This window comes from Pseudomonas sp. PGPPP4 (assembly GCF_002256045.1).
In the GTDB taxonomy this organism is placed as follows: Bacteria; Pseudomonadota; Gammaproteobacteria; order Pseudomonadales; family Pseudomonadaceae; genus Chryseomonas; species Chryseomonas oryzihabitans.
On sequence record NZ_NKID01000016.1, the window covers coordinates 1 to 24,598 of the forward strand.

Consider the following 24,598-nt stretch of genomic DNA (forward strand, 5'->3'; position numbering starts at 1 on the left):
ATCTCGGTGAGGCGAAAACCCATGGCGCAGCTCCTGATGAGGTCCTAGGCCGCGTCGAAGTCGGCCTGGACGAGGGGCAGGCGCAGGGTGAAGCAGGTCCCTACGCCGGGCGTGGAGTGCACCTCCATCTGCCCCTTGTGGTTGTTGGTGATGATGAAATACGACACCGACAGGCCCAGACCGGTGCCCTGGCCCACTTCCTTGGTGGTGAAGAAGGGCTCGAAGATGCGCTTGCAGATGTCCTCGGGGATGCCGATGCCGTTGTCTTCCACCTGGATCTCGGCCCAGCCGCCGCGCAGCTTGGTGCGCAAGGTGATGCGGCCGTATTCGCCTTCTTCCTCGTCGTCGCGCAGGTGGATGGCCTGGGCGGCGTTCTTCAGCAGGTTGAGCAGCACCTGCTCCAGTTCGTTGCCAATCACCGGCACCGGTCCCAGCGCCGGATCGAATTCGCGGATGATCGACAGGGTGCGGAAGTCGAAGCCCTCGGCCAGGTCGAAGTCGTTGCCTGCGATCTCGATGGCCTGATCGATCAGCGGCGGCAATTCGCTGGCTTCCATCTTGCGATTGCTGCGGCGACTGAAGGCCAGCATGTGGCTGACGATCTTGGCCGCGCGGCTGCCAGCCTGGTGGATGCCGTCGAGCAGCCGCGGGATCTGCCGGCTCTCCAGGTAGCAGTTCACCGCATTGAGCTCGACACCGGATTCGGCGGCCTGCTCGACGTTCTTCGGCAACTCCGGCGACAGCCGCCGGCGGATGTTCTGCACGTTGTGCAGGATGGCGCCCAGCGGATTGTTGATCTCGTGGGCCATGCCGGCGGCGAGGCCGCCCACCGAGAGCATCTTTTCCGACTGCACCATCATCTCTTCCATGTTCAGGCGCTGGGTGATGTCGTCGATGCGGATCACCACGCCACGCCCGGCGCCGCCCATCAGCGGGTAGAAGGTCAGGGTGTAGTGGCGCGGGGTATCGGTCAGCGCCCAGGTCACCCGTTCCACCTTTTCCACCCGCAGCAATTCGGCGGTGCGACTCAGCTGCGGCAGGAACGGCTTGAGCGAGGGAAAGGCCAGGAACACCGGCTGGTTCAGCGCCTCGTCCAGCTGGGTGCCGGAGAGGTGGGTGGCCTCCTGGTTCCACTGGGTGACGTAGAACTGCTCGTCCACGGCGATCAGCGCCGAGGGCATGGAGTCGATGATGCTGTTAAGGTAGTTCTGGAAGCCGGTGAGCTTCTTCTCGATCTTGCCGCGGACCTGCACCTCCAGCTCCAGCTTGCGGTTGGAGCGGCGAGTCTCCTCGGCCAGGCTCTGGGCCTGAAGCACCGCGTACTGGGCGTCGTCGCGGGCGCGCTTGAGTTGCTGCTCGCGGCCCTGGATGCGGCCGAGCATGGTGTTGAAGGATTCCGCCAGGCGGCCCAGTTCGTCTTCGCTGCCCTTGCTGGCGCGCAGCGAATAGTTCTCCTCGCGGGTCACCTGGCGCGAGAGTTCTTCCAGTTCGCGGATCGGCAGGGTGATGAGTCTCTTGATCTGCCGCGCCACCACCAGCCAGAGCAGGATACTGAAGGTCAGGATCGCCAGACTGGCGGTCAGGGTGCCGCGGTAGAAGGCCCCCGGCAGTTCGCTGCTGGCCACCAGCAGCAGATGCCCGGGAGCGCCCTCGGGACGCGGCAGCTCCACCAGCAGATTGGTGCGGAATTCGCGCAGGCGCCAGGTCTGCAGCTCTTCGAAGCGCGCCGGCACCTGCAGCCGATCGCCATTGTGCAATTCGGCCAGGCGCTGGCCCTGGCTGTCGTAGACCGCGGCCAGGCGCAGCGGCGCATAGCCGTCGAGCTGGCGCAGCTGCACCTCGGCCGCCGCCGGCGAGGCCAGCACCTCGCGGCTGAGCACCGGGCTGGCGAACAGCCGGCCCAGGGTCTGCAGCGCCTGGGGCGCCACGCTCTCCTGGGAGATCCAGTAGGCGGCGCTGATAAAGGTCACGTTGGCCACCACCAGCACCGCGATCATCATCACCAGCAGGGCAGCCAGCAACTTGCGGCCGACCGGGAGATTCTTCAGGCGTTTGGCGAGCATCATGGCGCAGCCGTGGCAACAGGGAAGCGGGCAGGGTAGCCCGCAGCTAGTCCTCGGGCAATCCGCGCTCCGCGAGCCGGGCTCGCAGTCGCTGCTGCAGCTCGGTCAGGTGCGGCACTGGCAGGCGCAGCCTTCCGGCGATCGGCAGGGCGTGGCCGAGCAGGTAGCTCACCTCGGTGCGCTGGCCGCGCTCCACGTCCTGCAGCATCGAGGATCTGTTGTGGGCGGTGGCGGCGATCACCGCCTCGACCTCCTGCTGCAGCCCCTGGGCCGCCGGGGCGAGGCCCATGGCTTCCAGCAGGGCCGCGAGTTCGTCGCAGAGCGCCGTGACCTCCGGCAGATGCTGGCGCAGTTCGCCGTTGCGGCAGCGATAGAGCACGGTCAGCGGATTGATGGCGCAGTTGATCGCCAGCTTGCGCCACAGGCGGGCGTCGATGTCGTCGGTCCAGCGCACCGGGAAACCCAGCTCGGCGAGGGTATCCAGCCAGGGCGGCGGGGTATGGCTGCCGAGCTGGTCACCGATCCAGATCTGCCCGGCACCGGCCGCGACCACATGGAAATCGGTCTCCCGATAGGCCCCCTCGGTGGTGCTGGCTCTCAGGCAGCGCGCCCGCGGTACCCTGGCGGCGACGGCGTCCTGGCTGCCCAGGCCGTTCTGCAGCAGCAGGATCTCGGCTTCCGGTTCCAGGCGCGCGGCGACGCTGGCGATGGCTTCTTCGGCGTCGTAGCTCTTGCAGGCGAGGATCAGCCGGCGGATCGGATTGCCGGCCTCGGGCGTCTCGGCCGGCAGCGGATAGAGGCTGGTGGTGTCGCCTTCGCTGAGTTGCAGGCCGCCGCGGGCGCGATACTGCGCCAGGCGCGTGCGATCGCGCAGGATCAGCCGGACCGGCTCGCCACCGCGAAACAGCCGTGCGGCCCAGAGTCCGCCGAGACTGCCGGCGCCCAGCACGTGCCAGCTCACAGCTGTGACTCCAGTGTCGATTCCTTGCGCATGGTCGGATTCCTGAGGAAGAGGGCCAGTCGTTATAATGGTCGGTCAGGCCGCAGCGTCAAGGCTGCCCCACCCCAACCGAGGAGAAAATCCATGCCTTCCTTCGACGTCGTATCGGAGCTGGACAAGCACGAAGTCACCAACGCCGTGGACAACGCCATGAAGGAGCTCGAGCGCCGGTACGACCTGCGCGGCAAGGGCAGCTTCGAGGCCAAGGACCTTACCGTCACCCTGACCGCCGACGCCGATTTCCAGCTCGAGCAGATGCTGGAGATCCTCAAGGTCAACCTGGCCAAGCGCAAGATCGACGTCCAGTGCCTGGAGGTCAAGGACGCCTATGCCTCCGGCAAGACCGTCAAGCAGGAGACCACCCTGCGCGAGGGCATCGACAAGGAGCTGGCGAAGAAGATCGTCGCCCTGATCAAGGACAGCAAGATCAAGGTCCAGGCCGCCATCCAGGGCGAGCAGGTGCGCGTCAGCGGCAAGAAGCGCGACGAATTGCAGGAGGTCATCGCCCTGCTGCGCGGCCAGTCCCTGGGCATGCCGCTGCAGTTCGACAACTTCCGCGACTGAGCCGCGTTTCGGAACCTCTCGGGCTACCGTCCGTCGCACATAGGGCGCCGCCATTCAGGCCGCGCCCGACTTTTTTCTTGTGCGTGGAGAGGTAGACGATGGATTTGAGTGCCCAGACCGATCACCTGCTGACGGCCTTCATGGCCTGGCTACCGGTGATCCTGCAATATTGCGGCAAGGTGGTACTGGCCCTGATCACCCTGTGGATCGGCTGGTGGATCATCAATCGCCTGACCGGGCGACTGGCCGCGCTGTTCACCGCGCGGCACATGGACCAGGCCCTGGAAACCTTCGTGGTGACCCTGGTCAACATCGGTCTCAAGGTGATGCTGGTGATCAGCGTCGCCTCCATGATCGGCATCGCCACCACCTCCTTCGTCGCCGCCCTCGGCGCCGCTAGCCTGGCCATCGGCCTGTCGCTGCAGGGCAGCCTGGCCAACTTCGCCGGCGGGGTGCTGATCCTGCTGTTCCGGCCGTTCAAGATCGGTGACTACATCGAGGCCCAGGGCGTGCAGGGCACCGTGGATTCGATCCAGATCTTCCATACCGTGCTGCGCACCGGCGACAACCGCACCGTCACCGTGCCCAACGGCAATCTGTCCAACGGCATCATCACCAACCAGTCGCGCCAGGCGACGCGGCAGATCGTCTTCGACGTCAAGGTCGGCTACGACGCCGATCTGCAGAAGGCCAAGCAGGTGCTGGCCGACATGGCCAAGGATCCGCGGGTGCTGGAGACGCCGCCGCCCGCCATCGTGGTGGCCGGCCTGGGTGACACCTTCATCACCGTGTCGCTGCGCTGCTGGACCGCCAACAGCGATTTCTGGGGCACCCAGTTCACCTTCAACGAGCAGATCCGCGATCGCCTGCGGGCCGAAGGCATCGACATCGCGCTGCCCAGCCGGGTGGTCAAGGTGATCGACGACAAGGGCGACGAGCGCGCCACTGCGGCCGCGCGCGGCGAAGCCTAGGGCAGGGCGGGGCGGCCGTAAGCCGCCCCGGTCTCAGTGACCGCTGCCGGAAGGACCGCTGGGTATCGCGGTCCGCCGCTGGCGCAGCCAGAGCACCGCGATCAGCAGCAGCGTCGGCACCCCCATCAGGGCGGTCAGCGAGAAGAACGAGCTGTAGCCGACGTGCTCGACCATGGCCCCCGAGTAGCCGCCTAGTAGCCGCGGCAACAGCAGCATCAGCGAGCTGAGCATGGCGTACTGGGTGGCCGAGAATCTGAGGTTGGTCAAACTCGACAGGTAGGCGACAAAGGCCGAGGTGGCCATGCCGCCACTGACGTTGTCGGCGCAGATGGTGGCGATCAGCAGCGGCACGTTGGCGCCGGTGGAGGCGATCACCACGAACAGCAGGTTGGTCAGCGCCGAGGCGGCGCCGCCGAGAAAGAGGATCGGCAGGATCCCCACCCGGGTGATCAGCACGCCGCCCAGGCCCGCGCCGAACAGGGTCATGAACACCCCGAAGATCTTGCTGACCCCGGCGATGGTTTCCTTGCTGTAGCCCACGTCGATATAGAAGACGCTGGCCATCACGCCCATGACCGTGTCCGACAGCCGATAGGTGGAGATTAGGCCGAGCAGCAGCAGCGCCTGCCACTGGTAGCGCTGGATGAATTCGGTGATGGGCGTCAGCACCGGTGCCATCAGCCGGCGCCCCGGCGCGGTGAGGCAGAGCCAGGCGATCAGGCCGTACATCAGGCCGCGCGGCCAGTAGCCGCCGGCCAGCGCCGACAGGCCACCGGTGACGGCGACGATGAGCACGATCAGCAGGATCACCGAGACCATCTGGTGGACGAAGTCGAAGCGCGGCAGCTCTTCGGCATTGGCCGCATCGCGCAGTCGCAGCGGTTCGCGCATGCGCCGCATGAGATCGCTCAGTGGCTTGGAGCAATAGCGCCCCCAGGGCGACAGGCAGCCGACGATGAACAGGCTGTAGAGCAGGGCGCGCGGCCAGGCCTGGGCGATGGCGGCATTGATGGCGGCGGGGATGGAGACCAGCATCACCAGCAGCAGGGCGACCGCCACCAGCTGGTGATTGAAGCCGAAGCGCGATTCCGCCATGGCCATGGGCGCTACCGGCTCGGGCTCGCGGATCAGCAGGCTGGTGACCAGGCCGGGCAGGACCAGCAGGGCGAACAGCATATAGGTGGTGGCCCAGGCGTTCTGGCTGTAGCCCAGGCGGGACGAGCCCAGTTCCTCGGCGAGAAACAGCGCGCCGGCGCTGGCCAGCAGGGCGGCGATGCGATAGCCGGTCATGTAGCAGGCGGCGAGGGCCGCCTGGCGGTCGTCGTCGGCGATCTCCAGGCGATAGGCGTCCACGGCGATGTCCTGGGTGGCCGAGGCGAAGGCCACCAGCACCGCCAGGGCGATCAGCTGCTCCAGGTGCTGCTGCGGATTGCACAGCGCCATGCCGATCAGCCCCAGACCCACCAGGATCTGCGACAGCACCAGCCAGGAACGGCGGCGGCCGAGCTTGCCGATCAGCGGCAGCTTCCAGAGGTCGAGCATGGGCGACCAGACCCACTTGAAGGCATAGGCCAGGCCGATCCAGCTGGCATAGCCGATGGTCTCGCGACTCACGCCCGCTTCGCGCAGCCAGACCGACAGGGTGGAAAACACCAGCATGGCCGGCAGGCCCGCGGCGAAGCCCAGCAGCAGCAGGGCCAGGCAGGCCCTGGATTTGTAGGTGGTGACGGCTTCACGCCAGAAACGTGCAAACATGCCCTTGGGCTCGGAAAAAACGCGCACTCTACTCGACACTCTCAGCTGGATTCCACCGGTACCGACGCATGTCCACCCGGTCCTCGTGCAGCAGCACGCCCTCGGCCCGCAACCGTTCGCGTTGCTCCCGGCCAGAGGGGCTGTCGCGGGTCAGGCTCGGGCGGCCGTCCGCGGCGATCACCCGGTGCCAGGGCAGGGCACTGCCCTCGGGCAGGCGTCCCAGCACCCAGCCCACCCAGCGCGCGCCGCGACCGAGGCCGGCGAGCTCCGCCAGCTGGCCATAGCTGACCACCCGTCCCGCGGGAATGGCGGCCAGCGCCAGGAAGACGGCCTGACGCCGGGGTTCGAGGGGAGGGGATGCGCTCATGACGCCCTGCTGCTCCGGGGGAGAAGAGTGCCAGTGTGCCGAAAAGTTTGGTTACGGTGGTGCTGAAACGTGTCGAGCTACCACATTCTCCCAAGACGTCCGACCTTTGGGCAGTATTTGCGGAAACTTGCCTAACTTTTACCCAGGAACGGTTGCGCGGGTCTCCGGCACCCGGATAATCGCGCCCCTCTCGTTTCGTTACCTCTCCACCCAAGTCCACCCAAAGGTGTCCTGGTGCCCATGCGTTTTCGATTGCTCTCCTCGCTCGCGCTGTTGTCACTCGCCTCCTTCGCCCATGCCGATACCGTCTGGCTGAAGAACGGCGACCGCCTGACCGGAACCATCAAGCTGCTCGACAGCAAGAAGCTGCTCCTGCAGACCGAATACGGCGGCAACATTCCCCTGTCCTGGGACAAGATCAAGACCCTGCAGCGTGACAAGCCCGTCATCGTCCAGCGCGGCAAGTACGAACCCGACTTCCCGGTGGAAAGCCTCAAGCCGGCCGACGACGGTCAGGTGGTGGTCAGCACCGCCGATGGCCAGCAGACCGTGCCCCTGGCCAGCATCACCCAGATCGTGCCGCCGCGTCCCTTCCTGCGCGACTTCGCCTGGAAGGGCAACATCGACGCCGGCCTGGACTACATCAGCTCGTCCCAGGACAGCGAAAAGTACGACATCGACTTCAAGACCCAGGCCCGGCACGGCATGTGGCGGCACAATGCCAACGGCAGCTATGACCGCTACAAGACCGACGACGTGGTCTCGACCAGCAAGTACGGTCTGCAGTACGCCCTGGATCGCTTCTTCGACGAGAAATTCTTCTGGCAGGGCCGCGCCGAATACAAGCGCGACTGGATCCAGGACCTGGCCAAGCAGCGCACCCTGGGTACCGGTCCCGGTTACCAGTTCTGGGACAACGAGCTGGGTGCCTTCTTCCTTACCGGCCTGCTCAACCACAACCGTTACCAGTATTCGGACGGCGGCTCCGACCAGTTCCTCTCGGCGAGCGTGAAGTGGGACTACAACCGCTACCTGTACGGCCAGACCATCCAGTTCTTCACCACGGGTGAACTGGGCCGGCCGCTGGACAACACCGCCAACTTCACCTTCGACGGCGATGTCGGCCTGAGATACAAGGTGACCAACTGGGCGTCGCTGAACCTCAAGGCGTCCAAGGAACTGACCAGCGGTGCCGAGGGCAACGTCAACCAGACCGAGTACACCGCCGGTGTCGGCGTGTCCTGGTAACGTCATGTTTCCCTAGGCAGGCACCAATCCGTCAAGGCCGCGATTTTCGCGGCCTTTGCGTTTCCGGGCGGCGTCGGGCGGCCACCTTGAAATCGGCTCGGCCGCCTCCATCTCCTGACTTTCAACCGGCTTCCACCGTGAAGGACCCGAGATGCGCGTGACCGCCTTACTCTTCTTGCTGTTCCCCTTTGTGGAACTGGCCGTACTCATCAAGATCGGCAGCGAAATCGGCGTGCTCGCCACCTTCGCCCTGCTGTTGCTGAGCTTTCTGGTCGGCGTCGCCCTGCTGCGCGTCGCCGGCTTCACCACCCTCTGGCGCATCCGCATGCGCCTGGCCCAGGGGCAGATGCCGGAGCAGGAGGTCATCCAGGGTCTGACCCTGGCGATCGCCGGCGCCCTGCTGATCTTCCCGGGCTTCATCAGCGATGTCCTGGCGCTCGTCTGCCTCCTGCCGGTGACCCGCAAGGCCTTGCTGGGCGCGGTGATCGGCCGGGTGACCCGGCGCAACCCCGGTGCCCAGGGCTACCAGGGCCATCAGCCGGGCTCCGGTCAGGCCGCGCCCCATCGCCCCGAGGTCATCGAAGGTGAAGTGGTGCACCGCGACGAGCAAAAGCACTAAAAATTTTGCCCCCCGCCCTTGAAATGCCTGGCGACAACCTCATGTAGCGGACACCGCAAGGTTGTCGCCGCAAGGCGAGCAGGTTTCGCGTCCTGTCATGCACGGGGCGCACCCGGCGCAGCCGGTAAAAACAAACTGCCGATGCAGTCATCGGCGCTGGAAACACTTAGAACTTTGGGAGATACGACAATGGCGCTTCGTCCTCTGCATGATCGCGTTGTGATTCGTCGCAGCGAAGAAGAGACCAAATCCGCTGGCGGCATCGTGCTGCCGGGCTCGGCTGCCGAAAAGCCGAACCGCGGTGAAGTGGTTGCCGTAGGCACTGGACGCGTGCTGGACAACGGTGATGTCCGTGCTCCGGCGGTGAAAGTGGGTGACAAGGTGGTTTTCGGTCCCTATTCCGGCAGCAACGCCATCAAGGTCGATGGCGAAGAACTGCTGGTGATGGCTGAGTCCGAAATTCTGGCCGTCATCGAAGGCTGATCCCCGCTCACTTTTCGAATTTCTTAGAGGAAACAGAACATGGCTGCAAAAGACGTCAAATTTGGTGACTCCGCGCGCAAGAAGCTGCTGACCGGTGTCAACACCCTGGCCGACGCCGTCAAGGCCACCCTCGGCCCGAAAGGCCGCAACGTGGTGCTGGAGCGTAGCTTCGGTGCTCCCCTGATTACCAAGGACGGCGTTTCCGTCGCCAAGGAAATCGAGCTCAAGGACAAGATCGAGAACATCGGCGCCCAGCTGGTGAAAGACGTGGCCTCCAAGGCCAACGACGCTGCCGGTGACGGCACCACCACCGCCACCGTGCTGGCTCAGGCCATCGTCACCGAAGGCCTGAAGTCCGTGGCCGCCGGCCTGAACCCGATGGATCTGAAGCGCGGCATCGACAAGGCCACCGCGGCCGTCGTCGCCGAGCTGAAGAACCTGTCCAAGCCCTGCGCCGACAGCAAGGCCATCGCCCAGGTAGGCACCATCTCCGCCAACTCCGACGACAGCATCGGCAACATCATCGCCGAAGCCATGGAGAAGGTCGGTAAAGAAGGCGTCATCACCGTCGAAGAAGGCTCGGGCCTGGAAAACGAACTGTCCGTCGTCGAAGGCATGCAGTTCGACCGTGGCTACCTGTCGCCCTACTTCATCAACAAGCCCGACACCATGTCCGCCGAGCTGGACAGCCCGCTGCTGCTGCTGGTCGACAAGAAGATCTCCAACATCCGCGAACTGCTGCCGGTGCTGGAATCCGTCGCCAAGGCCGGTCGCCCGCTGCTGATCGTCGCCGAAGACGTCGAAGGCGAAGCCCTGGCCACCCTGGTGGTCAACAACATGCGCGGTATCGTCAAGGTCGCTGCCGTCAAGGCGCCCGGCTTCGGTGATCGTCGCAAGGCCATGCTGCAGGACATCGCCATCCTGACCGGCGGTACCGTCATCTCCGAAGAAGTCGGCCTGAGCCTGGAAAGCACCACCCTGGAGCACCTGGGTCAAGCCAAGCGTGTGGTCCTGAACAAGGAAAACACCACCGTCATCGACGGCGCTGGCGTCGAAGCCGACATCCAGGCCCGTATCAAGCAGATCCGTGCCCAGGTCGAAGAAACCTCTTCCGACTACGACAAGGAGAAGCTGCAAGAGCGTCTGGCCAAGCTGGCCGGCGGTGTTGCCGTGATCAAGGTTGGCGCTGCCACCGAAGTCGAGATGAAAGAGAAGAAGGCCCGCGTTGAAGACGCCCTGCACGCGACCCGTGCTGCGGTGGAAGAAGGCGTGGTGCCTGGCGGCGGTGTCGCCCTGGTGCGTGCCCTGGAAGCTCTGAAAGACCTGAAAGGCATCAACGAAGAGCAGAACGCCGGTATCAACATCCTGCGTCGCGCCGTCGAAGCGCCCCTGCGCCAGATCGTGACCAACGCCGGTGACGAAGCCTCCGTCGTGCTGGACAAGGTCAAGCAGGGCAGCGGTAACTACGGCTACAACGCCGCTACCGGCGAATACGGCGACATGCTGGAATTCGGCATCATCGACCCGGCCAAGGTGACCCGCAGCGCGCTGCAGGCCGCTTCCTCCATCGCCGGTCTGCTGATCACCACCGAAGCCATCGTGGCTGAGCTGCCGAAAGACGACGCAGCCCCGGCCATGCCCGACATGGGCGGCATGGGTGGCATGGGCGGCATGATGTAAGAGCCGCTCCGGCCCCCGGGCCGAGCCAACCCCGGTGCTCCTCGCGGACACCGGGGTTTTTTTATGGCCGGCCTTTGGCCCGCCCGGCGCTGGTCGCGGTCGCCGGGGGCGGTTAGGCTCTGTGCCGAACAGACGACAACGAGGCCCGCAGCGGGCTCGGGCAATGAGGTCAGCGACATGCGTATCCTGGTGGTGGAAGACAACAAGGACATCCTCAGCAACCTGCTGGATTACCTCAGCCTGAAGGGCTACAGCGTGGATTGCGCCCAGGATGGGCTGTCGGGCCTGCACCTGGCGGCGACCGAACACTATGACCTGCTGATCCTCGACATCATGCTGCCGGGTATCGATGGCTACACCCTCTGCCAGCGGCTGCGCCAGGATGCCCGCCGCGACACCCCGGTGATCATGCTCACTGCCCGCGACCAGCTCGATGATCGCCTGGAAGGCTTTCGCTCCGGCGCCGACGACTATCTGGTCAAGCCCTTCGCCCTGTCCGAGCTGGCCGCTCGTGTCGAGGCGGTGATGCGCCGGGCCAAGGGCGGCGGGCGCCGCCAGCTGCAGGTCGCCGATCTCAGCTATGACCTGGACACCCTGGAGGTCAGTCGTGCCGGCAAGCCGCTCAAGCTCAATCCCATCGGCCTCAAGATCCTCGCCCTGCTGATGCAGAAGTCGCCCCACGTGGTGCGGCGCGAGGTGCTGGAGGAGGCGGTATGGGGCGAGGACTACCCCGACAGCGACAGCCTGCGCAGCCACGTCCACCAGTTGCGCCAGGTGATCGACAAGCCTTTCGAGCAGCCGCTGCTGCGCACCATCCACGGGGTGGGCTACAAACTGGTCGAGCAGGAGTAGCCATGGAGTATCACCTGAGCCTGTCACGGCGGATCGTCATCGCCTTCGTGCTGATGACCTTCCTGGTCGGCGGGGTGTTTTCCCTGGGCATCGTCGCGGTGGTGCACACCGTGGAAGAGCGGCTGATCTCCACCGACCTGCGCAACGAACTGGAGCGCATGGTGCAGCGCGACATGAAACGCGGTGGCCAGCCGGTGCTGGATCCCGACATGCGCCTGTATTTCGTGCCCCTCGCCGAGGTGGGGCAGTTGCCTGCCCACTTGCGCGAGCTGCCGGCCGGCTTCAGCGAGGTGGAAGAGGACCAGCAGTATTTCTATGCCTATGTGGCCGAGCTGGAGGGCAATCACTTCGTCCTGCTGCAGAACCAGAGCGACTTCGAGGCGCGCGAACGGCTGCTCTACAAGGTGGTGCTGGTTGGCTTCCTGATCAGCGTGGCCCTGGCCTGGCTGCTGGGCTGGGCCCTGGCGCGGCGGGTGATCGCCCCGGTGGTGCGGCTGGCGCGTCAGGTGCGCCGGCGTGATCAGCTGCTCGATGTGACGCCGCCCCTGGCGCCGGACTATGCCAAGGACGAGGTCGGTGAGTTGGCCGGCGCTTTCGACGACGCCCTGAATCGCCTGCGCGCCGCCCTGGCCCGGGAGCGGCTGTTCACCAGCGACGTCAGCCACGAGTTGCGCACTCCGCTGATGGTGATCAATTCCTCCTGTGAATTGCTCGAGGCCACGCCTGACCTGCCAGCCCGGGCGAAGGGGCCGCTGGAGCGCATGACCCGCGCGGCGCGGGAGATGCAGGAGCTGGTGCAGACCTTTCTCGCCCTGGCGCGCAATCAGGGCGACAACGACACCCAGGCGCCGCGTGCCACCCTGGCCCAGGTGGCGCGGCGCCAGACGCAGGAATGGCAGGCGGCGGTGGAAGCCAAGGGTCTGCAGTGGCGGCTGAGCGTGGCGCCGGAGGCCGACCAGGCGCTCTGGCACGAGCCCTTCCTGCGTTCGGTGATGAGCAATCTGCTGCGCAATGCGCTGCATTACACCGAGCGGGGCTATATCGGCCTGCAGGTCGGAGCGGACGGCTTCGTGGTGGAAGACAGCGGCGTCGGCATTCCCGAGGAGCAGCGCGAGGCGATGTTCCAGCCTTTCGTGCGGGGCGCCGAGGGGCGGGGCGAAGGCCTCGGACTGGGGCTGTCGCTGGTCCGCAGGATCTGCCAGCTGCAAGGCTGGACCGTGACCCTGGGTGACAGCGCGGCGGGTGGCTGTCGCTTCGAGATAGCGCTGGGCAGCGACAGCCTAGCGGACTGAGGTTACAGAATTTTCACAACGCCTTGACCGCGGTTTGACAGGGGCCTGGGTAGGGTGGCGGCACTTCTCCACTCCCTCAGGAGCCGCCTCCGTGAAAGCGCCCATCGACCTGCCCTTTTCGCAAAAGTACGACGCCGACCACGCCCGCCAGTATTACCTGAAGCATCAGGACGGCCTGGCCCGGCGCCTGTCCAACTGGCGCGACCAGCAGCTCGCCCGGCAGGCCCTGAGCATCGCCGGCCAGCCCAATCTGGTGCTGGATCTGCCCAGTGGCGCCGGCCGCTTCTGGCCGCTGCTGGCGGAGAAGCGCAATCGCCTGATCATCGGCGCCGACTACTCGGAAAACATGCTGGCCACCGCCCGTGAACAGCAGCCCGCGGACGTCGTGGCCCGGGTGAAGACGCTACAGACGTCGGCTTTCGCTATCGACTTGTCCGACAATTCTGTAGATTGCATTTTCTGTATGCGTTTGTTTCACCATGTGGGCGAATCGGCGGACCGTCTGGCCCTGCTGCAGGAGTTCCATCGGGTGACCCGCGACAGCGTCATCCTGTCGCTGTGGGTGGACGGCAACTTCAAGGCCTGGCGGCGTCAGGCGCTGGAGCGCCGGCGCAAGGCCCAGGGCCGCGACCGCGGCGGTTATCAGAACAGATTTATCGTCGAGCGCAGCCAGTTCGAGGCGGAAGTCGCCCAGGCCGGCTTTGTCGTCGACCGGGCCCTGGATTTCCTGCCGGGCTATGCCATGTGGCGGGTCTACGTCCTGCGCAAGGCCAATTGAAGCTATTTCAGAATAAGAGAGGCAGCCGATGGGAGCCGTGACGCAAGGTGAAGAGCGTTTCGATCGCTGGTGGAACACTGCGGGCGATTGGGTGGAAGCGCCCAACGTCCGCCGTGGTGGCGAAAGCGGTGTCCAGCGCCTGCAACTCCCTGACGGTACCCTGGCCTACGTCAAGCGCCAGGTCGGCCACCTCTATCGCAGCCTGCGTCACCCCCTGGGGCGTCCCACCGCCCTGCGCGAGCGCGATGCACTGATCGCCTTTCGCGACCTGGGCATCCAGGTTCCCGAATTGCTGTTCTGCGATGCCCAGCATGCCCAGGGCGGCTGGCGCGCCCTGCTGGTGAGCGCGGCCCTGGAAGGCTACCAGGACCTCGATCACTGGTATGCCGAAGGCGGTGGCAAGGCGCTCAGCGAGGCCGAGCACGAGCGGTTCCTGGCCACCCTCGGTGAGGTGCTGGCGCGCATGCACCGGCATCGCTGGCAGCACGGTTGCCTCTATCCCAAGCACATCTTTGTCGCCGAACGAGCCGGCCCCCAGGGCAAGGAATTCTCGGTGGCCCTGCTCGATCTTGAGAAATGTCGCCAGCGCCTCGGTATAGACACGGCCGCTCGTCGGGATATGCTGCAATTACGCCGCCATTCGTCGTGGAACGCTGCGCAATGGCGAACTCTCCTCTACGTTTACCAACAGGCGTTGGGACGGAAGATCAGAGGGTTAGAGCCATGACTTCACAAATTACTCGAGGTTTGCTGATCGCGGCTTTCTGCGGGGTTACCACCCTGGCCTATGCGAGCTGGCTACGGCCGGCGGCCGTGGTCGTCGGCAGCGAGGGGCTGGACTACTGCCAGACACCGGTCACCCGCAGCCTGACCACCTCCAGCACCGGTAGCCAGGACCTGCTGCTGTTTCTCTTCGGCATGACGCAGACCCACAACCGCTAGGCCCTCGGGCGGTCAAGCGCCTTTCGCTTCCTCGGCAAGTTGGGCATCCTGTCGTCTGACTTCTAGCTGCCGAGCCCCCGCCAATGATGGCCGATAGTTTTTCCGAGCAGGCCGTGCAGAGCCTGCTGGACACCGACTTCTACAAGCTCACCATGATGCAGGCCGTCCTGCACAACTATCCCAATGCGGAAGTCGAGTGGGCCTTTCGCTGTCGCAACGACGAGGACCTGCGTCCCTACCACGCGGCCATCCAGGCCGAGATCGATGCTCTGGCCGATGTCGCCATCAGCGACAGCCAGCTGGCCTTTCTCGAGCGCATCCCCTTCATCACCCCCGACTTTATCCGTTTCCTGCGACTGTTCCGTTTCAATCCCTCCTATGTGTTCCTTGGTGAGGAGGAGGGGCGCTTCACCCTGACCCTGAAAGGCCCCTGGCTGCACCTGATCCTGTTCGAGGTGCCGATCCTGGCGCTGATCAGCGAGGTGCGCAATCGCCAGCGCCATGCCGACCTGCCGCTGCAGGTGGCCCGGGATCAGCTCTATCGCAAGTTCGACTGGCTGGCCCGGGAGGCGGGCGCCGACGAACTGGCCGAATTCAAGATGGCCGACTTCGGCACCCGGCGGCGCTTCTCCTATGGCGTGCAGGAGATGGTGGTACGCAGCCTCAGGGACGACTTCCCCGGTCGCTTCGTCGGCACCAGCAACGTCCACCTGGCCTGGAAGCTGGGCGTCGCACCCCTGGGTACCATGGCCCACGAGTGGCTGATGGCGCACCAGCAACTGGGTCCGCGGCTGATCGACAGCCAGATCGCCGCCCTCGACTGCTGGGTAAGGGAGTATCGCGGACAACTCGGCATCGCCCTGACCGACACCATCACCATGGATGCCTTCCTGCGCGATTTCGATCTCTACTTCGCCAAGCTGTTCGACGGCCTGCGCCATGACAGCGGCGATCCCCTGCAGTGGGCGGAAAAGGCCATCGCCCACTATCAGCAGCTGGGCATCGATCCCCTGACCAAGACCCTGGTGTTTTCCGATTCGCTCAATCTGGAAAAGGCCCTCGCGCTGTTCCGGGCCCTGCGCGAGCGGATCAACGTGAGCTTTGGCATCGGCACCCATTTCACCTGCGACATCCCGGGGGTGCAGCCGATGAACATGGTGCTCAAGATGAGTCGCTGCAACGGCCAGCCGGTGGCGAAGATCTCCGACGCCCCGGGCAAGGCCCAAGGCGGCGATCCCGACTTCCTGCACTATCTGCGGCACGTCTTCCAGGTCAACGGCGCCTGAGCCTATTCAAAGTCTGCTGCGCGTCGGCCAAACGGCGTTGAAAAGCCCTTCAGAATGCTCATTTACTACTCGTAAACTCCGCTTCCTCAGGTCTTTTCGCCTTGTTTGGCTCTAGCTCGCGAGACTTTGAACAGCCTCCGAGTGCCGACGATTGGTTTCAGGACGAGCAGCTGATCTCCAGATGCTTGCCCCAGTCCGGCGGCCGCTGGGCGAAGCGTTCGCGTCCCGGCTGAGCCTCGAAGGGGCGTGACAGCACCTCGTGCAGCAGGCGCACCTCGCGGTAGTCGCCCGCTTCGGCCTGCTCGATCGCCTGCTGGGCCAGGTAGTTGCGCAGCACGAACAGCGGATTGACCGCGTTCATGCGGGTGGTGCGCTCGGCCGCCGCGCCGCCTTCGGCGTCCAGGCGGGTGCGATAGGCCTGGCTCCAGTCGTCGAAGCCGCGCAGGTCGATGAAGTCCTCGCGCACCCGGGCCAGCGCCGCGGCGGGTTCGTCTTCGCCCAGCTGGCGGAAGAACAGGTGATAGTCCACGCCGCCCTGCTGCATCAGGGCCAGCAGGCGTTCGACCAGTTCCTGGTCTTCGTCACGCGCTGCCTGCAGACCCAGACGCCGGCGCATCAGGTCGAGGTAGTGCGCCTGATACAGCGGCAGGAAGAGGGCGATGCTCTCCTGCAGCGTCTCGACCGCCACCTTGGGCGTCAGGGCCTGGGCCAGGGCCGCCAGGTTCCAGTGGGCGATGGGCACCTGGTTGCTGTAGGAGTAGCGCCCCGTGTGATCGGAGTGGTTGCAGATGAACTGGGCGTCGAAGTCGTCGAGGAAGGCGAAGGGGCCGAAATCGAAGGTGAGACCCAGGATCGAAAAGTTGTCGGTGTTCATCACCCCATGGCAGAAGCCGTAGGCCTGCCAGTAGGCGATCAGCCGGGCGTTGCGTTCGACCACCTCGCGAAACAGCGCCGCCCAGGGTTCCGGGGTGCCCAGCAGGTCGGGGAAGTGCGCGGCCAGGACGTGTTCGCCCAGTTGCTCCAGCAGCGAGTGCTGGCGGGTGTAGTAGAAGTATTCGAAGTGGCCGAAGCGCACATGACTGGGGGCCATCCGCAACAGGGTGGCGCCGGTTTCCAGCCGCTCGCGCACCACCTGGGTGCTGGAGCCGATCACGCAGAGGGCGCGGGTGGTCGGGATGCCCAGGGCGTGCAGGGCCTCGGAGGCGAGGAATTCGCGGATGGAAGAGCGCAGCACGGCGCGGCCGTCGCCCATGCGCGAGAACGGCGTGAGGCCGGCACCCTTGAGGTGCAGATCCCAGTGCTCGCCGCGGTCGTTGACCACCTCGCCCAGCAGCAGGCCGCGGCCATCGCCGAGGCGGGGGTTGTAGGAGCCGAACTGGTGGCCGGAATAGACCATGGCCCGGGGCTCTGCGCTGTCCCAGAGCTGGGCGCCGGCGAACACCTGGGTGAACTCGGGCGTCGCGGCCACCGCCGGATCCAGGTCCAGCAGGGCCAGGGCGGCGGGCGAAGCGACCACCAGCCGCGGATCGTCCAGCGGCCGGGGGTCGATACGGGTGGAGAAGTCATCGCCCAGACGGGCGAATCTGTTGTCGAAGGTCAGGTCGAGCAGCTGTTTCATGGGTCTCCCGAACTATCCGCGCAGGGGCCGTCAGGCCTTGGGTGGCTTGGGATCCTCGGCCTCCTGCTGGGCATCCCCTTCAGGTAGGAGAGGCTTTTTGCCCAGTTGTTTCTCCGCTCCGTGTCGATTCTTCAGGGTGATTTCCATCTGCGGCGTGGACAGCAGGTTGATGCCGGCGTCGCGCAGCAACTGGTCGACCCGGCGGATCAGCTCATCGGTGGCGGCGCTGCGATCGCCCAGTTCCCGGACATAGATGCGCAGTTCGTGATCCAGGGTGGTGGCGCCATAGTGGGTGACGAACAGCGAGGGTTCGGGGTCGTGCAGTACCCGCGGATTCTCCTTGACCGCCTGCATGATCAGCTGCTGCGCCTGGGCCAGGTCGCTGCCGCGATTGACGCCAAAGGTCAGCACGATACGGGTGACGGTGTCGGTCAGCGTCCAGTTGATCAGCTGGCTGGTGACAAAGGTCTTGTTCGGCACCACCACCGACTTGCGGTCGGCGTCGGTGATATGGGTGGCACGGATGCGGATCTTGTTCACCGTACCGGTCACGTTGCCGATGGTGATGAGATCGCCGACGCGTACCGGGCGCTCGAAGAGGATGATCAGGCCGGAGATGAAGTTACCGAAGATCTCCTGCAGGCCGAAACCCAGACCGACCGAGAGGGCGGTGGCCAGCCACTGCAGCTTGTCCCAGCTCACCCCCAGGGTCGCCAGGGTGGTCACGGTGCCGAAGCCGACGATGACGTAGGAGAGCAGGGTGGTGGTGGCGTAGGCGCTGCCCTGGGCCAGATTTAGCCGTGACAGCACCAGCACCTCCAGCAGGCCCGGCAGGTTGCGTGCCAGGGCGACGGTGAGACCGGCGATCACCAGGGCGATGATGAACACCCGCAGCGTCAGGGGCACCTGGGTGGCGGCGGCGCCGGTGCCGCTGGTGTACTGGTAGAGGGTGACGTTGTCCAGGTAGGAGAACACCGCCACCACGTCGGCCCAGACCAGGTAGAGCACGCCGAGGAAGGCCAGCAGCAGGGTCAGGCGCAACAGTCGCGAGGACTGCTGGTTGACCTGCTCCATGTCCAGGGTCGGCTCCTGCACCACCTCGACGCCCTCGGCGTCTTCCTGCTGCGCCTGGCGCTTCTGGATGGCGCGCTGATAGGCCAGGCGCCGCGCGGCCACGCTCAGGCCGCGGGCCAGGGTGGCTTCGAGGATGATCCAGGCCATCAGCACATAGAGGGTGTCCACCAGGCGATCGGTGAGCTTGAGCGCGGTGTAGTAGTAGCCAAAGAGCACGGCGAAGAACAGCACGGCCGGAATGGCGGTGATCATCAGGCCGAGCAGCAGGCGGAAGAACGGCAGGCGCTCGCGGGCGGTGGCATTGAGCAGGGAGCGACCGAGCATCCAGGCCAGGCTGGCATAGGCGACCAGCACGATGAGGATGCCGAGGACGTCGTCGGCGAGGCCGGCGAGCTGGCGCTCGGCGATGGCCACCACCGCCATTAGCGCCAGGGCCAGCAGCCCCACCCGTCTGACCAGCCGGCGCAGCGACTGCGCCTGGGGCCGCGCCCAGCGGAAGTGGGTCTCGGCCACGCCGCCGGAGGCCAGCAGGCGATACACCGTGTAGAACACCAGCCAGCCGGCGGCGATCTCCAGCAGCGCCGCGCCGATGGCGGCGTTGACCCCACGTTCGTCACCCTCCAGGGCCACGCCGCCCAGCCAGAGCACCAGACTCGCCGGCAAGCCCAGCAGGATGGTGAGCAGGATGGCCTGGGGCGTGTGCAACTGGCTGTCACGCTGATAGTGGCCGATGTCCTGGTTGAGCTTGTTGACCCTCCCATGGATGCGCGGGCGCTGCCAGATCAGGGTGGCGAAGGCCAGCACCAGCGGCAGCAGCAGCAGCGGCCGCTCGGCCAGGCCGATATAGAGTTCGTGCAGGCTGGAGCCCCAGGGCACGTCGCGCAGCTGCTGCAGCAGCTTGCGGGGCGCGGTCTTGACCCAGTTCCAGTCCAGCGGCTTGTTGCTGGGAATCCAGAACATCTGCTCGTCGAGGGTGCCACGCAGGCTGGTGATGGTGCTGCGCAGCTGATTCTGGTTGAGTTGCAGATCGATGGATTCGCTGAGCAGGGCATTGAGCTCGGTGTTGAGACGCTCCTGCAATTCGCTGCGGGTCTTGAGCAGGTCGAGCAGTTGCTGACGCAGCTGCGGGGTGGCCTTTTCCGGCGGCTGCTGGGCCAGCAGATTGTCGACATAGCCTTCCGGATTGGCGATCTGGGCGCGCTGTTGATTGAGCTCGAACTGATAGAGGCGCAGATCGGCGATGTCATCGGTGAGGTCCTTGTTGACCTTGACCGAGGGTAGCGCCGCGCGCTGCTGATAGAGCAGCTTGGACAGCAGCACGCTGCCCTTGAGCACGCCGATCTGCTGTTCCATGTTCTCGGTGGTCTGCTTGAGCTGATCCAGCTGCTGGCGCGACTCGAGATTGCGGCGATTGAGGTCGTTGAGGCGATCGGTGGCGCGCAGCAGGTAGTCGGACAGTTGCAGATTGAGCCCGGTCTCCTGGGACAGCACATCGTCCCCGGCGGTCTTTTCCGATTCGCGCGAGGCTTCGGCCAGGGTCTTTTCCGATTGCTGACGGCGCTTGCCGCTGATCAGCGTCTGCAGGTCCAGGGTCTCCTGCTCGTAGCGCTTGACCTGCTCGGTGAAGAGTTCGCGGCGGATGGCGCCCAGATCCTGCAGCACGCTGTTGCCGGCCAGTTCCTGGCGCAGCAGCTGGATCTGCGCATTGGCGGCCGCCTGTTCCGCCAGCAACTGCCCGCGGCGCTCGCCGGTGAGGGGCTTGGCGTTCTCGCGTCCGGCCTTGAGCAGATCGGCGATCTGCTGCAGGCGCGTCTGCAGATTGGCGATGTCCACCTGGGCGCGCTCGGGGCGGGTCTGGGCATTGATCACCAGACTGTTGGCCGCATTGAGGTCGTCCTGCACACTGTTGAGCGCGAGGCTGGTCTCGCTCAGCCGCTGTTCCAGGGCCTGGGGCGTGGCGCCGGCATAGCGCTGTTCGGCCGGCTTGATCGGTTCGGCGCGCAGTCGCGCCAGTTGCCGCTGGGCGTCCTTGGTCTGCTGCGGCGCCTGGGCCAGTTGCTGGCGCAGATCGGCCAGCTGCTTGGCGTACTGGTCGCGCTGGTCGAGCAGCTTGAGGGTCTGCTGCAGGCTGTCCTGGGCAGCGCTCTGCTCGGGGGCGGGCAGCTTGCGATCGGCCAGGCCGTTCAGATTCTGCTGCACCTGCTGGGCATCCGGCGGCCCGGAATCCTGAGCGACGGCGGGAAGGGTGAACAGGCAGCCGCAGAAGGCGGCGGCGCGAAGCAGAGCGGACAGGCGGTGCATGCGGCAGGCGTCGGGCAGTGGAAAGGCGCGAGGTTAAAGCCAGGCTGCCTGGGGTGCAAGGCAGCACCCCTCAAGCCGCGAACCCGGTTCATCCATCGTTAAAGAAAGAGCGCGGGCCCGCTGTTGCGCCCTTCGGGAAACTTCACGCCGACCTTGCGCACGCGCTTGTTCTCGATGGCCGCGACGATCCACACCAGGCCGTTCCATTCCACCAGGTCGCCGACGATGGGCTCGCCGCCGATCTCGTGGGTGATGAAGCTGCCGAGGCGCTGGTTGCCGTCCACCTCGCCCAGTTGCAGACCGTAGAGCGCAGCCACGGCGCTGAGTTCGGCGTCGGCTTCGAGGACGAAGTCGCCGAAGAATCTTTGGGTCTGCTGCGGCGCCTGGCTGAACAGCCGGCCCAGGGCCGGCAGGTCGTGCTCGTGGCCGACCACGCAGAGGATGTCGCCGGCTTCCAGGGTGGTACTGCCGGAGGGGTGGAGCAGGGTCTCGCCGCGGAACAGCGCGGCGATACGGGTGCCCTCGGGCATCTTCAGTTCGCGCAGGGCGGCGCCGATGCACCACTTCTCGGCGCCCAGGCGATAGATGAACAGCTCCCACTCGCTGGTTGGGTGGACCTGCAGTCCGGCGCGGGAGAAGGGCGCCGGCTCCGGCGGTACCGTCACCTTGAGCAGCTTGGCCGCCAGCGGCAGGCTGGAGCCCTGCACCAGCAGCGACACCAGCACGATGAAGAAGGCCACGTTGAAGAACAGCTGGGCCTGGGGCAGCCCGGCCATCATCGGGAACACCGCGAGGATGATGGGCACCGCGCCGCGCAGCCCGACCCAGGCGATAAAGGCCTTTTCGCGGTCGTGGAAGGCACGGAAGGGCAGCAGGCCGATGGCCACCGACAGCGGGCGGGCGACCAGGATCATCCACAGCGCCAGGCCCAGGGCGGGCAGGGCGATGGGCAGCAGGTTGTGCGGCTCCACCAGCAGGCCCAGCACCAGGAACATGCCGATCTGCGCCAGCCAGGCCATGCCATCGAGCATGTGCAGCATGCCGTGGCGGCTGCGGATCGGCAGGTTGCCCATCAGCAGACCGGCCAGGTAGACGGCGAGGATGCCGCTGCCATGGGCGGCGTTGGTCAGGGCAAAGATCAGCAGGCCACCGCTGATGGCCAGCAACGGATAGAGGCCGTCGGCTAGGTGGATGCGGTTGATCAGTTGCAGCAGCAGCCAGCCGCCGCCGAGGCCGATCACCCCGCCGATGGCGAATTCGCTGACGAAATGGCCCAGCAGACTCCAGCTGAAGCCGCTCTGGCCGCTGGCGAGCATCTCGATCAGGGTGACGGTGAGGAACACCGCCATGGGGTCGTTGCTGCCGGATTCGATTTCCAGGGTCGCGGTGACCCGTTCGTTGAGGCCGCGGCCACCGAGCAGGGAAAACACCGCCGCGGCATCGGTGGAGCCGACGATGGCGCCGATCAGCAGGCCCTGCAGCAGGCTGAGGTCGAACAGCCAGGCGGCGGCGACCCCGGTCAGGCCGGTGGTGATCATCACCCCCACGGTGGCCAGCGACAGCGCCGGCCAGAGTGCCACGCGGAAACTCGACACCCGGGTGCGCATGCCGCCGTCGAGCAGGATCACCGCCAGCGCCAGGTTGCCGACCAGGTAGGCCATCGGATAGTTGTCGAAGGCGATGTGACCGGGGCCGTCGACGCCGGCGAACATGCCGACCACCAGGAAGATCACCAGGATCGGGATGCCGACCCGCGAGGAAATCGAGCTGACCAGAATCGACAGGCCGATCAGCACCGCACCGATCAAGAACAAGCTGTTGATGGTGACAGCGTCCAAGCGTGACTCCTGGGGTAAAGAATTGAAGAACCAGGGGATTTAACCCGCTGGGTGGCCGGGGTGTCAAAGCGCGACGCCGCGGGTGCCCGAGGAAGGCGGTACACTGTAGGGCTGACGCTGGAGTATCCCATGAATTACCGACACGCCTTCCACGCCGGCAATCACGCCGATGTCTTCAAGCACGCCACCCTGTTGCGCCTGGCCGCGCTGCTGGCGCGCAAGGAGACGCCCTTCGTCTACCTGGACAGCCATTCCGGTGTCGGTCGCTATGACCTGGCCGGTGAGCAGGCCAGTCGTACCGACGAATGGCGCGAAGGGATCGGACGGCTGTGGGCGCTGGACTCCGCGCCGGCGGCCTTTTTCGGCTATCGCGAGGCGGTGGCGGCACTCAATCCCGGCGGCGCCCTGCGCTATTACCCGGGTTCGCCCGAATTGATGCGCCAGGCGCTGCGCTCCCAGGATCGGCTGCTGCTCAATGAGCTGCACCCCGAGGACGGTCGTCTGCTCAAGGAAAACATGGCCGGAGATCGCCGGGTGGCGGTGCATCAGAAGGATGGCTGGCTGCTGCCGCGGGCGCTGCTGCCGGTGCCGGAGCGCCGGGCCCTGCTGCTGATCGATCCGCCCTTCGAGAAGACCGACGAGCTGGAGCGCTGCGTCAAGGCGGTCGCGGAGACCGTCGGCCGCATGCGCCAGACGGTGATCATGCTCTGGTATCCGATCAAGGATCGCCGTCAGTTGAGGCGCTTCCACGCCGGGCTGCAGGCCAGCGGCGCGCCCAAGTTGCTCAACGTCGAATTGCTGATCCGCGCGGCGGACGATCCCACCCGGCTCAACGGCTCGGGACTGGCCATCGTCAATCCGCCGTGGGGGCTGGAAGAAGAATTGCGCGAATTGCTGCCCTGGCTGGCCGAGCACCTGGCCCAGGGTGAAGGCAGCTGGCGACTGGACTGGCTGATCGCGGAATAGCGAGGCCGGGACCGTTGGGCTTCACTGGGCTCAACCCAACCTACGGGAAAGGTCGGCGTAGGTTGGGTTGAGGCAGCTCTACCGCCGAAGCCCAACAGCCTGGTGTTGAGCCCGAAAGTGTTGGGCTTCGCTGCGCTCAACCCAACCTACGGGAAAGGTTGGCGCAGGTTGGGTTGAGGCGCTTCTACCGCCGCAGCCCAACCAAAAGAGCCGCCGCAGCGGCTCGGGATCAGACCGCGAGGCTGGGCGGCAGGCAGACACCGGTGCCGGCCAGGCCGCAGTAGCCGTTGGGATTCTTCGCCAGGTACTGCTGGTGATAGGCCTCGGCGTAGTAGAAGGGCGGCAGCGGGGCGATCTCGGTGGTGATCTCGCCATAGCCGGCCTCGGCCAGCTGCGCCTGGAAGGCGGCCTGGCTGGCTTCGAAGGCTTCCCGCTGGCTGTCGTCGGCGTAATACAGGGCCGAGCGATACTGGGTGCCGACGTCGTTGCCCTGGCGCATGCCCTGGGTCGGATCGTGGGCTTCCCAGAAGATCTTCAACAGCGCCTCCAGCGAGGTCTGGGCCGGATCGAATACCACCAGCACCACCTCGGTATGACCGGTCAGGCCGGAGCAGACCTCTTCGTAGGTGGGGTTGGGGGTATGGCCGCCGGCATAGCCCGCCGCGGTGGTCCAGACACCGGGCTGTTGCCAGAAGCGTCGCTCGACGCCCCAGAAGCAGCCCATGCCCACCACCAGACTCTGCAGGCCGGCGGGGAAGGGGCCTTGCAACGGATTGCCGTTGACATAGTGGGCGGCGGGCACGGCCATGGCCGTCTCGCGGCCGGGCAGCGCCTGCTCGGCAGCGGGCAGGTGGGTCTTCTTGGTCAGGATTTCGGAACGCAGGACCATGGGATACCTCGT

General features: G+C 65.8%; 21 protein-coding genes. 13 read left to right on the forward strand and 8 right to left on the reverse strand.

Features of this window, described 5'->3' with window-relative positions; translation table 11 throughout:
- Positions 1-44: 44 nt before the first annotated feature.
- Positions 45-2,066: a sensor histidine kinase gene (locus tag CFE50_RS20770; protein ID WP_286737112.1), complete on the reverse strand. Its 2,022-nt coding sequence runs from the start codon at positions 2,064-2,066 to the stop codon at positions 45-47.
- A 43-nt stretch (positions 2,067-2,109) separates the two neighbouring features.
- Positions 2,110-3,024: a putative 2-dehydropantoate 2-reductase gene (locus CFE50_RS20775; RefSeq protein ID WP_286737113.1), complete on the reverse strand. Its 915-nt coding sequence runs from the start codon at positions 3,022-3,024 to the stop codon at positions 2,110-2,112.
- A 123-nt stretch (positions 3,025-3,147) separates the two neighbouring features.
- Between CFE50_RS20775 and CFE50_RS20780 the strand changes: the two genes are divergently transcribed.
- Positions 3,148-3,627, forward strand: a complete 480-nt coding sequence (locus CFE50_RS20780; RefSeq protein ID WP_286737114.1) for a YajQ family cyclic di-GMP-binding protein — start codon at positions 3,148-3,150, stop codon at positions 3,625-3,627.
- Positions 3,628-3,725: 98 nt separating this feature from the next.
- The gene (locus CFE50_RS20785; protein WP_044342171.1) at positions 3,726-4,598 is read left to right on the forward strand and encodes a mechanosensitive ion channel family protein; all 873 of its coding nucleotides are present in this window, start codon (positions 3,726-3,728) and stop codon (positions 4,596-4,598) included.
- A 33-nt stretch (positions 4,599-4,631) separates the two neighbouring features.
- Here the strand turns inward: CFE50_RS20785 and CFE50_RS20790 are convergent, their stop codons facing one another.
- Complete coding sequence (locus CFE50_RS20790; protein WP_042136920.1) at positions 4,632-6,353, reverse strand: AmpG family muropeptide MFS transporter; 1,722 nt, start codon at positions 6,351-6,353, stop codon at positions 4,632-4,634.
- A 28-nt stretch (positions 6,354-6,381) separates the two neighbouring features.
- Complete coding sequence (locus CFE50_RS20795) at positions 6,382-6,720, reverse strand: MGMT family protein (RefSeq protein ID WP_007161930.1); 339 nt, start codon at positions 6,718-6,720, stop codon at positions 6,382-6,384.
- A gap of 240 nt (positions 6,721-6,960) precedes the next feature.
- Between CFE50_RS20795 and CFE50_RS20800 the strand changes: the two genes are divergently transcribed.
- The 10 genes from CFE50_RS20800 (at position 6,961) to pncB (ending at position 15,900) form a co-directional block, all read left to right on the forward strand.
- A complete protein-coding gene (locus tag CFE50_RS20800; RefSeq protein ID WP_286737115.1) occupies positions 6,961-7,968 on the forward strand; it encodes a DUF481 domain-containing protein in 1,008 nt (335 codons plus the stop codon).
- Positions 7,969-8,119: 151 nt separating this feature from the next.
- Entirely contained in the window at positions 8,120-8,587 is a 468-nt protein-coding gene (locus CFE50_RS20805) for an FxsA family protein (protein WP_027598534.1), read from the forward strand.
- Between the two features lie 189 nt (positions 8,588-8,776).
- A complete protein-coding gene (locus tag CFE50_RS20810) occupies positions 8,777-9,070 on the forward strand; it encodes a co-chaperone GroES (protein ID WP_007161933.1) in 294 nt (97 codons plus the stop codon).
- Positions 9,071-9,109: 39 nt separating this feature from the next.
- A complete protein-coding gene (groL, locus tag CFE50_RS20815) occupies positions 9,110-10,750 on the forward strand; it encodes a chaperonin GroEL (RefSeq protein ID WP_027598535.1) in 1,641 nt (546 codons plus the stop codon).
- A 177-nt stretch (positions 10,751-10,927) separates the two neighbouring features.
- Complete coding sequence (locus CFE50_RS20820) at positions 10,928-11,602, forward strand: response regulator transcription factor (RefSeq protein ID WP_007161935.1); 675 nt, start codon at positions 10,928-10,930, stop codon at positions 11,600-11,602.
- Positions 11,603-11,604: 2 nt separating this feature from the next.
- A complete protein-coding gene (locus CFE50_RS20825) occupies positions 11,605-12,894 on the forward strand; it encodes a sensor histidine kinase (protein WP_286737116.1) in 1,290 nt (429 codons plus the stop codon).
- A gap of 91 nt (positions 12,895-12,985) precedes the next feature.
- Positions 12,986-13,672, forward strand: coding sequence for a class I SAM-dependent methyltransferase (locus CFE50_RS20830; protein WP_027598537.1), 687 nt, complete (start codon positions 12,986-12,988; stop codon positions 13,670-13,672).
- A 28-nt stretch (positions 13,673-13,700) separates the two neighbouring features.
- Positions 13,701-14,399, forward strand: coding sequence for a lipopolysaccharide kinase InaA family protein (locus CFE50_RS20835; protein ID WP_007161938.1), 699 nt, complete (start codon positions 13,701-13,703; stop codon positions 14,397-14,399).
- Positions 14,396-14,614 carry a hypothetical protein gene (locus tag CFE50_RS20840; protein ID WP_177416716.1) on the forward strand — a complete coding sequence of 73 codons (219 nt, stop codon included), beginning with the start codon at positions 14,396-14,398 and terminating at the stop codon, positions 14,612-14,614. The genes CFE50_RS20835 and CFE50_RS20840 overlap by 4 nt, the downstream gene beginning before the upstream one ends.
- A gap of 83 nt (positions 14,615-14,697) precedes the next feature.
- Positions 14,698-15,900, forward strand: a complete 1,203-nt coding sequence (gene pncB, locus CFE50_RS20845) for a nicotinate phosphoribosyltransferase (RefSeq protein ID WP_007161940.1) — start codon at positions 14,698-14,700, stop codon at positions 15,898-15,900.
- Between the two features lie 157 nt (positions 15,901-16,057).
- Here the strand turns inward: pncB and selO are convergent, their stop codons facing one another.
- From selO to CFE50_RS20860, 3 genes are all read right to left on the reverse strand, one after another.
- The gene (gene selO, locus CFE50_RS20850; RefSeq protein WP_286737117.1) at positions 16,058-17,518 is read right to left on the reverse strand and encodes a protein adenylyltransferase SelO; all 1,461 of its coding nucleotides are present in this window, start codon (positions 17,516-17,518) and stop codon (positions 16,058-16,060) included.
- Positions 17,519-17,548: 30 nt separating this feature from the next.
- Positions 17,549-20,893, reverse strand: coding sequence for a mechanosensitive channel MscK (gene mscK, locus CFE50_RS20855; protein ID WP_286737118.1), 3,345 nt, complete (start codon positions 20,891-20,893; stop codon positions 17,549-17,551).
- 98 nt (positions 20,894-20,991) lie between these two features.
- Complete coding sequence (locus tag CFE50_RS20860; protein WP_027598543.1) at positions 20,992-22,731, reverse strand: potassium/proton antiporter; 1,740 nt, start codon at positions 22,729-22,731, stop codon at positions 20,992-20,994.
- A 129-nt stretch (positions 22,732-22,860) separates the two neighbouring features.
- On the opposite strand from CFE50_RS20860, the gene CFE50_RS20865 reads away from it, so the two are divergent.
- Entirely contained in the window at positions 22,861-23,697 is an 837-nt protein-coding gene (locus CFE50_RS20865; RefSeq protein WP_286737119.1) for a 23S rRNA (adenine(2030)-N(6))-methyltransferase RlmJ, read from the forward strand.
- Between the two features lie 229 nt (positions 23,698-23,926).
- Here CFE50_RS20865 and msrA read toward each other — a convergent pair whose 3' ends face one another.
- Positions 23,927-24,586: a peptide-methionine (S)-S-oxide reductase MsrA gene (gene msrA / locus CFE50_RS20870; RefSeq protein WP_007161945.1), complete on the reverse strand. Its 660-nt coding sequence runs from the start codon at positions 24,584-24,586 to the stop codon at positions 23,927-23,929.
- Positions 24,587-24,598 lie beyond the last annotated feature (12 nt).

Excerpts from the sequence above, each read along its gene's own strand:
- mscK (WP_286737118.1), bottom strand. The coding sequence starts at position 20,893 with ATGCACCGCCTGTCCGCTCTGCTTCGCGCCGCCGCCTTCTGCGGCTGC.
- CFE50_RS20780 (WP_286737114.1), top strand. The coding sequence starts at position 3,148 with ATGCCTTCCTTCGACGTCGTATCGGAGCTGGACAAGCACGAAGTCACC.
- CFE50_RS20865 (WP_286737119.1), top strand. The coding sequence starts at position 22,861 with ATGAATTACCGACACGCCTTCCACGCCGGCAATCACGCCGATGTCTTC.
- CFE50_RS20770 (WP_286737112.1), bottom strand. The coding sequence starts at position 2,066 with ATGATGCTCGCCAAACGCCTGAAGAATCTCCCGGTCGGCCGCAAGTTG.
- selO (WP_286737117.1), bottom strand. The coding sequence starts at position 17,518 with ATGAAACAGCTGCTCGACCTGACCTTCGACAACAGATTCGCCCGTCTG.
- msrA (WP_007161945.1), bottom strand. The coding sequence starts at position 24,586 with ATGGTCCTGCGTTCCGAAATCCTGACCAAGAAGACCCACCTGCCCGCT.
- CFE50_RS20810 (WP_007161933.1), top strand. The coding sequence starts at position 8,777 with ATGGCGCTTCGTCCTCTGCATGATCGCGTTGTGATTCGTCGCAGCGAA.
- groL (WP_027598535.1), top strand. The coding sequence starts at position 9,110 with ATGGCTGCAAAAGACGTCAAATTTGGTGACTCCGCGCGCAAGAAGCTG.
- pncB (WP_007161940.1), top strand. The coding sequence starts at position 14,698 with ATGATGGCCGATAGTTTTTCCGAGCAGGCCGTGCAGAGCCTGCTGGAC.
- CFE50_RS20805 (WP_027598534.1), top strand. The coding sequence starts at position 8,120 with ATGCGCGTGACCGCCTTACTCTTCTTGCTGTTCCCCTTTGTGGAACTG.
- CFE50_RS20800 (WP_286737115.1), top strand. The coding sequence starts at position 6,961 with ATGCGTTTTCGATTGCTCTCCTCGCTCGCGCTGTTGTCACTCGCCTCC.
- CFE50_RS20795 (WP_007161930.1), bottom strand. The coding sequence starts at position 6,720 with ATGAGCGCATCCCCTCCCCTCGAACCCCGGCGTCAGGCCGTCTTCCTG.
- CFE50_RS20840 (WP_177416716.1), top strand. The coding sequence starts at position 14,396 with ATGACTTCACAAATTACTCGAGGTTTGCTGATCGCGGCTTTCTGCGGG.
- CFE50_RS20820 (WP_007161935.1), top strand. The coding sequence starts at position 10,928 with ATGCGTATCCTGGTGGTGGAAGACAACAAGGACATCCTCAGCAACCTG.
- CFE50_RS20790 (WP_042136920.1), bottom strand. The coding sequence starts at position 6,353 with ATGTTTGCACGTTTCTGGCGTGAAGCCGTCACCACCTACAAATCCAGG.
- CFE50_RS20835 (WP_007161938.1), top strand. The coding sequence starts at position 13,701 with ATGGGAGCCGTGACGCAAGGTGAAGAGCGTTTCGATCGCTGGTGGAAC.
- CFE50_RS20825 (WP_286737116.1), top strand. The coding sequence starts at position 11,605 with ATGGAGTATCACCTGAGCCTGTCACGGCGGATCGTCATCGCCTTCGTG.
- CFE50_RS20785 (WP_044342171.1), top strand. The coding sequence starts at position 3,726 with ATGGATTTGAGTGCCCAGACCGATCACCTGCTGACGGCCTTCATGGCC.